Annotated in this window: 6 protein-coding genes; 2 read left to right on the top strand and 4 right to left on the bottom strand. The window is 61.0% G+C overall.

Annotated features, from left to right (window positions below; genetic code table 11):
* Nucleotides 1-329 precede the first annotated feature (329 nt).
* Entirely contained in the window at nt 330-1,391 is a 1,062-nt protein-coding gene (locus AC07M7_RS13405) for a site-specific integrase (protein WP_495207603.1), read from the bottom strand.
* Between the two features lie 127 nt (nt 1,392-1,518).
* Here AC07M7_RS13405 and AC07M7_RS13400 point away from each other — a divergent pair, with 127 nt between their 5' ends.
* Both AC07M7_RS13400 and AC07M7_RS13395 read left to right on the top strand, forming a co-directional pair.
* Nucleotides 1,519-2,436, top strand: a complete 918-nt coding sequence (locus AC07M7_RS13400) for a DNA-binding protein (protein WP_495207602.1) — start codon at nt 1,519-1,521, stop codon at nt 2,434-2,436.
* Between the two features lie 364 nt (nt 2,437-2,800).
* Nucleotides 2,801-3,181, top strand: a complete 381-nt coding sequence (locus tag AC07M7_RS13395) for a DUF3653 domain-containing protein (protein WP_495207601.1) — start codon at nt 2,801-2,803, stop codon at nt 3,179-3,181.
* Nucleotides 3,182-3,723: 542 nt separating this feature from the next.
* On the opposite strand, the gene AC07M7_RS13390 is transcribed toward AC07M7_RS13395, so the two are convergent.
* Genes AC07M7_RS13390 through AC07M7_RS13380 form a run of 3 tightly spaced genes read right to left on the bottom strand, consistent with a single transcriptional unit; the run spans nt 3,724 to nt 6,466 of the window.
* Nucleotides 3,724-4,893: a zonular occludens toxin domain-containing protein gene (locus AC07M7_RS13390; RefSeq protein ID WP_495207600.1), complete on the bottom strand. Its 1,170-nt coding sequence runs from the start codon at nt 4,891-4,893 to the stop codon at nt 3,724-3,726.
* Complete coding sequence (locus AC07M7_RS13385) at nt 4,893-5,177, bottom strand: DUF2523 family protein (protein ID WP_254918328.1); 285 nt, start codon at nt 5,175-5,177, stop codon at nt 4,893-4,895. Before AC07M7_RS13385 ends, AC07M7_RS13390 begins: the two co-directional genes overlap by 1 nt.
* 5 nt (nt 5,178-5,182) lie before the next feature.
* Nucleotides 5,183-6,466 carry a hypothetical protein gene (locus AC07M7_RS13380; RefSeq protein WP_495207599.1) on the bottom strand — a complete coding sequence of 428 codons (1,284 nt, stop codon included), beginning with the start codon at nt 6,464-6,466 and terminating at the stop codon, nt 5,183-5,185.
* Nucleotides 6,467-6,532: the final 66 nt, after the last annotated feature.

Below are 6,532 nucleotides of genomic sequence, written 5' to 3'. Positions count from 1 at the left end.
CCTACGCTTTGACATGAACACTCCTCATGGCCTGAATCGGCCTTCTTGTAAGTGTCCGTGAAAACGGGGGTGAACCCTTAGGATCGTCAAGCCAGTCGCAGAGCACCTGGATGCCAGCCAAGGTCTGATAAGAGTAGCCGCTCGCCGGGATTGCGCTTCGCTTGATCGTGCTGGCCACCACACTCCCTCTATTTGCGAGATGTCACTTCATAGTCAGATGCTTGCAGTATATCTAGGTACGGCCTGCTCCGATGCCAACATAAACCACAAGTCAATTCCAAATTGGCGCTTCTCCGCTGAAAATTGGCTTCCAAAAAACCGAAGATCGATCAGTCTTCCAGAAGACGAGCGGCGGGATTCGTCGTGGCTCCACCGGCCTGAAAATACCCCACGACACTCGACACCGACCGATGTTCGGTCAGTTGCATGATCGCTGGCAGCGCCATGCCCTGGCGGCTGGCCTCGGTCACGAACCCCGACCGCAGGCTGTGACCCCCAAAATCCCCCTCCAGCCCCGCCAGGCGTGCCCGCCGCTGCACGATCTCACCCACGGCGGCTGGGGACAGGGCAGGGCCGACCCGCTGCTTCCACAGCCGCCGGAAGATAGCCCCCTCGGTGAGGCTTGAGGCATCCAGCCAGTCCTGGAGGGCGAGGGCGGCCCGATCGAGCACCGGCTTATCCGGGGTCGAGGTGACCGTAACCCCGGCCTGCTGGGTCTTGCTGTGCTCCAGCCGGTAGATATAGCCCGCCTCGCCAATCCGGCGCAGGTCGCGCAGGTCGGCAGCGGCGATCTCGCTACGCCGGCGGCCGCCACTGGCAAACCCGAAGCAAAGTAGGGCGCGATCCCGAATTCCTTCCAGGCTGTCGTCGCAGGTGGCCAACATAGCCTCCAGCTCGGCCAGGGTGATTGCAGTCTTCTTGCGTGGGCGCTCGCCGCGCTTGACCGCGGCCCGCGCCGCGCGACTGAGTACGGTGCGGATTGCCGGCTGCTCGCAGGGATTGGCCACTTGCTTGAGTCGGTGCGCGGTGGACAGCACGGCAACGCGGTGGCGCACGGTGGCCAAGGTCCACGGGCCGACCTTGGCCTTGAGGCCAGCGGCCACCAAGGCCTGGTCGACGGCTGGTGGAAGTTCCCATGCCAACTCGCCATCGATCGAGCGGCGCTGTACGTGATCGACTACGAACTGGAGCACGGTGGCCTCGGGTACCGGCAAGGCCAACTCGATGCCGTAGCGCGCCGCATGCCAGCCGGCCCAGTAGCGCAGGGCGCTGGTGTAGCTGCGGGTGGTGTTCTCAGCCGCGGCTTCGGCCAGCAGCTCGCGGACCGCATCAGCAGCCTGTCGGGCCAACTGTTCGGGCAGGGCTAGGTTGGTAGCCGCCGCGGAGAGCATGGAAATTGTAGAAATATCTTTAATACTATGTAATGTACGCTACGCTGAGAGGAGCGTACCCTCGATAATCATCTCTTATCGCGAGTACGCTACCAGTAGAGCAGGGCGCCGGTACAGGAGACTTCGCATGGCCCGCGGCATCACCGAATCTGACGTTCACACCGCCGCCGACGAGCTGGTAGCCAAGGGCGAGCGCCCAACCGTTGAGCGGATCCGGACTCACCTGGGGACAGGCTCGCCTAACACGGTGACCCGCTGGCTGGAGACATGGTGGAACCGACTTGGCACGCGTCTGCAGCCAGCGCGTCCGGACCTGGAAGATGCGCCAGCGGTGTTGGCAGAACTTGCCGGGCAATGGTGGGAGTTGGCGCTGAAGCATGCCCAGGAGGCTGCCCGTCGAGAGCTTGCATCGTCCGAGCAGGCCCTGGCTGCCGAACGTGATGCGCTGGCGGCCAGTTCCCGACTTGCGGCTGAAGAGCTGGCGCAAATGCGGGCAGAGCGTGACGTTGCAATCACCGGGGAGAGAATTGCAACGACCCAAGCTTCAGAGCTACAGCACCTGGTCGACCAGCTTCAGCTACAGATCTCTGAACTTGCAGAGCAGCGCGACCTCGAGCGTCGAAGAGCCGACCGAACCGAGACAGCGAGACAGCAACTCGATGTCCGGCTTCACGAGACCCTAGAGACGGCGAAATCTGAGCGGGAGGACTGGACCGAGTACGTCAGATCTGTCGAGAATCGAGCGCTCAGCGATGTGGATCGAGCCCGCCGGGAGGTGAAGGAACTCCAGGTGCAGCAAAGCAAGGCATCCGAACAACACAGGGCCCTTGAGAAGCAGTTGCGTCAGGACATCCAGGCCGCCCAATCAGCGGCCGCCACGGCCAGTCAGTCTGCCGATATCCTGCGCGGCAGATGTGACGCGCTTGAGGGGCAACTTTCGGGGCTTCGAGATTTGCCAGCTCAGCTGGAAGTGGCGCTCAGGCGATCCAAAGAAGTTCGCGTCGCTACGGATGTCAGGCCGAAACGCACGCGGTCGAAGCAATGACCGCCTGGCTGCGATCCCGGCTAGTGACACGAATAAGGGGCAAATCTGGCAGTTTGGCGGGCCCGATTGACACGAACTAGGGTCAAATTTGAGGCGAATTTGGCCCTAATTGTTGTCACTGGATGGACTGGGGACCTCAAAAATCCCTTAGAAATCAAGAAGGGGCGCGATCTAGGCACAAATGCCATCAATTAGGGACATCGACAGCCTGCTGGGCGGCAGTTCTGCTTTGAACATAATATACATTATGCGAAATTCTGTATCGGGCTGCTGCGGCGTTCGTGTCCTCGGCGTGGCAATGGCTGGGCCTCTGGCTCGGCTCTTGCCTGCGCCCTCAGACCCCGGCCAAGGATGAGATCGCGGCATGATCGTGTTCGACCCGCACCACCGTATCGACTTGACCGGCCCTTGGGCCGGTTTTTCTTTCCTAGGCGACCGCCTGATCACGCCCGAAGGTCGTGAGCTACTGCCCGAGGATCTGGCCTGGCTGTCGCTCACCGCCTGCCAAGCGCAGGAATGGCGTCGGATGATGGAAGCTGCACGCTCGGCACCGTCGATCGACAGTTCCAGAAATGAGCATAATCGGAACGTCGGCATTCGCCATCATCCTGCCACTGTCGTCAATCTGCGGGATGTGGTCAGCCGTCGCAAAGAGCGTTCGGCGGTGGCGAGGGCTGGCGCTGACGCCGCACCACCTGCAGCAGACCTGCCGGTACCGGGGCCGAGACGCCACGAGCGCGTGTGAGGCGCTTCCGTAGGGGCGCCGCCCCTACACCCCGGCTACAATGCGCGCAGGACGCCTTGGGGGGCCGTATGGAACGCGAACGACACGAACCGACCTTCGGAAAGCCGGATCTGCAGGACCTGCAGTTTCGTGGACACAGCCGCCGTAAAACGACTAGGCATGAACCAACTTCGCCCTGGCTCTACATTGCGGCTAGCGCAGCACTGCTGGTCGTAATCGCAATGGGACTCATCGAGTGGAATGCTCGGCGGCAAGCGGCTGCTATGACGCGTGAGCTAATGAGGCCAATGACACCTCAGGAACAGGCCGCATTCGACGCTGAAATGGAGAAGAAGACCCGTCAGCTCGAGGCGGAGACCGCTGCCGAAGTGGCTGCGGTAAGGCGGACACTCCAGCTTGATCGCGCTTTACCAGTGCGAGAGCGTAGGCCGCTGGAGGCCGGTGAGCGTTGCATTGATGGAAGGCGTTTCAAGCGAATGGACGGTGGTGGCTGGCGCGACATGCCGAACGAACCCTGCTAAGGCTGTGACCATTCACAGCTGTCAGAGCCTTGTCGGGATTGCCGGGCTAGTCAGGTAGGTATCGGATTCAAACGCAGGCGACTCCGGGAAGCTGCCGTTGGCGCGTTCGCCGCGAGTGATCACAGCGCCCTGCATGCCAACTGCGGCCCGTGGACTGACAGGTGCAGGAATGGCCGGAGCCGGCGCAGGCGCTGGGGGCTGCGTAGTCTTGTAGGGATTGTAGACCGGGCCATTGCGCGCCAGCGTGCGGCATTCCGGTTGGCTCAGCTCGTAGCGTGTCCCCTGCTCTGTCAAACACGTGCACGTCGCCTCAGTGTGGCGGCCATTTCCATCTAACCCCTCGCCGCTAGCGATGCAGTACAGCTGAGGATCGGTTGTAACTGCGCGCTGGTCGTAGATTGGTGCAGTCCAAGGCATCGTACCGATGCGCGGATTGTGAGCCGTTGCATACTGGGCGGTTGTCTCGTAGACGCGCGGAGCCGCCGCACCCGCCGCCGCTCCGCTGTCGGCAGTTGCGGCAGCACGCGCTACGGGTTGCGCGGCCGCCGGTCGTTCGGCTCCATATTCCGCGATCTTGGAAGCGAAATACCACCGGATTCCGAAGAGGATGATGCCCAGGACAACGACGCCAAGGATGAGGTAGCGCAACCACATGGGCATCTGCCGCTTGGTGGTTACCATCGTGGTGCTGGTGTAGTAGTCAAAGACGTACTTCGGCCGCACCCAATCAACAGTGTCAGCGCAAACGGCTTGCACATTGCTCTGATACTGATTCCAACGCTTGAGCTTGGTCTTGCTGCGCATGATCGACGTCTGTCGAACGTGCACATGCTCTTCATAGAGGCCGCGCAGGAACGGGTCCAGCTGTAGGCCCTGCTGCGCAATCAGAATGAAGTCGAAGCCGCGATGACGATGACGGGCCATCGCCTCAATGTGCGGCGGAACCTTCGCGCCGGGGTTGCGGTTTGGCAGGATCGTGTAGCACTCATCGAGCACCACAACCGATCCATCCGGCAAGGCCTCCCACTGAGTCGGGTCATCGAGGTAGGTCCACCCCGCTTTTGCATAGTCGAGGTCTTTGACGCCGTGGGCGTAGATCGCCCTTCCCTCCTTCTGGAACTTGAACGCTTTGTCCAGGGCGTAGGCAGTTTTGCCGTGGCCGGGCTGACCGGTAACGAGATAGAGCGCCATCAGTTAGACCCCAGCTTGGCAAGCATGGCCTTCTGTGCATAGGTAGCCGCCCACGCCGACAGGATCATCGTGACGGCCACGCCGAACCCGGTGTAATCGAAGTAGGCAACAAGAACGGGACCGAGCGAGGAAATTTTGCTTTGAATAAAGCTCTTGACGGCAGGGAGTGCCACCTCGTGCGTAACAAGGCCGATGCCGAAGGCAAGCAGCACACGCCCGATGATGCCCGGCAGATACTGACGCAGCGCCTGCAGCAGCATGCTCACAAGTGCTGCAATGATCATTGGCATTAGTTCTTCCCCCCGCTGGTAAGAATGAAGGCGCACGTGACCGTTGCTGAAAGAATGATCACCGCGCGAATCAAGATGATGTAGTTGCAGAAGAAGTCCGGAGGCGACGCCATCGCCTGTGCAAAACCCGAACCGATTCCACTGCCGCCACTAACGGCGAATCCGATGCAGCTACCGCCACCGCCGAAGCCGGATTGATCCAGCTGCTCCACACCCAGCTTCTTTACCGTCAAAACCTTGGTGTCATCGGGAGACGATCCAAAACCGGGATCGGTTGACATTCCACCAACCTTCGTCCACTCGGGCTGCGCGCCATCACCGCCGTTATTGTTGCCCTGGCCTGCAAGCTTCTCCGCAGCGCACGCAGTGCGCCATTGCATGAGAAGTCCTGCGTATTCCATTGCGTCGCACTTCTCGCCAGTACACACGGGCATTGCAGCGCAGGAACCTCCCGCGATGTTCCGGTTCTTTCGGGTGTTGCAGTCGATCCGCCACTGAATGCGCGCCTGACCGCATAGGATCGGCGAGCCGCTGCACGAAGGTGGAACGCTGCAATCGTCGCCACCTGAGAAGGTGTCCTTCTCCCCCGGCTCATCAGGTTTCCCGTCATCATCGGAATCCTTCTTGCAAGTTCCGTCTGGCCCGCGAACTTCGCCCTTCGCACACTGACCGTCACCGGGCAGGCAGCGACCATCGGGCGACCTCACCTGCCCTGCAGGACACTCGTTTTCCATCTTCTTGCACGTGCCATCTGGCTGCTGTGCCATACCATCAGGGCATGGCTCGGGCGCACACTGCCCGAGGGAGTTAGGCTTTGAGCCGTCATTGCATTTTCCGTCCTCAAGCTCACAGACACCGACTTGCCGATTGAAGAATGCGCCGGGTCCGAGCTTAGCTTTGCACTTGTCGTCGTCGTCCATGTCGTCGCCCGTGCACGAACGATTGAGCGCGGTGCTGCCGTTAACAGTCCCATCCGTATTGTGCGTCCAGATGACCTCGCAGCCGAGGTCACAAGAGAGCGACCCATTCTTAGGCTTGTACTGCCCGCCGGGGAAAGCTCCGTTGTAATCCTTGCGATCTTTGCAAGCGGTATCGTACGCAACGGTCTTTGAGTGATACCCCTGATAGCCGCCGTTTGGAAAGTAGCATTGGCCGGACGCGTTAACGCTCGACGGCCCTACTATCAGCTTGATTTCGCCCCGGATCGACGCGCCTTCAACAGACCCGGCGCATGATTCATGGACAAGCTTAATCGCGAGTTGTGTTGCCTGCCCCTGATCCACTGCCTGTGCGAGTCCAGGCGCTGAGGCAAGCAGCAGAAGGGCAACCCTTAGCCATCCAGTGCGAGC

It is taken from the genome of Stenotrophomonas sp. GW821-FHT09E08 (genome assembly GCF_059416125.1).
This window is presented reverse-complemented; position numbering and strand designations above follow the sequence as displayed.

Excerpts from the sequence above, each read along its gene's own strand:
- AC07M7_RS13405 (WP_495207603.1), bottom strand. The coding sequence starts at position 1,391 with ATGCTCTCCGCGGCGGCTACCAACCTAGCCCTGCCCGAACAGTTGGCC.
- AC07M7_RS13395 (WP_495207601.1), top strand. The coding sequence starts at position 2,801 with ATGATCGTGTTCGACCCGCACCACCGTATCGACTTGACCGGCCCTTGG.
- AC07M7_RS13390 (WP_495207600.1), bottom strand. The coding sequence starts at position 4,893 with ATGGCGCTCTATCTCGTTACCGGTCAGCCCGGCCACGGCAAAACTGCC.
- AC07M7_RS13385 (WP_254918328.1), bottom strand. The coding sequence starts at position 5,177 with ATGATCATTGCAGCACTTGTGAGCATGCTGCTGCAGGCGCTGCGTCAG.
- AC07M7_RS13400 (WP_495207602.1), top strand. The coding sequence starts at position 1,519 with ATGGCCCGCGGCATCACCGAATCTGACGTTCACACCGCCGCCGACGAG.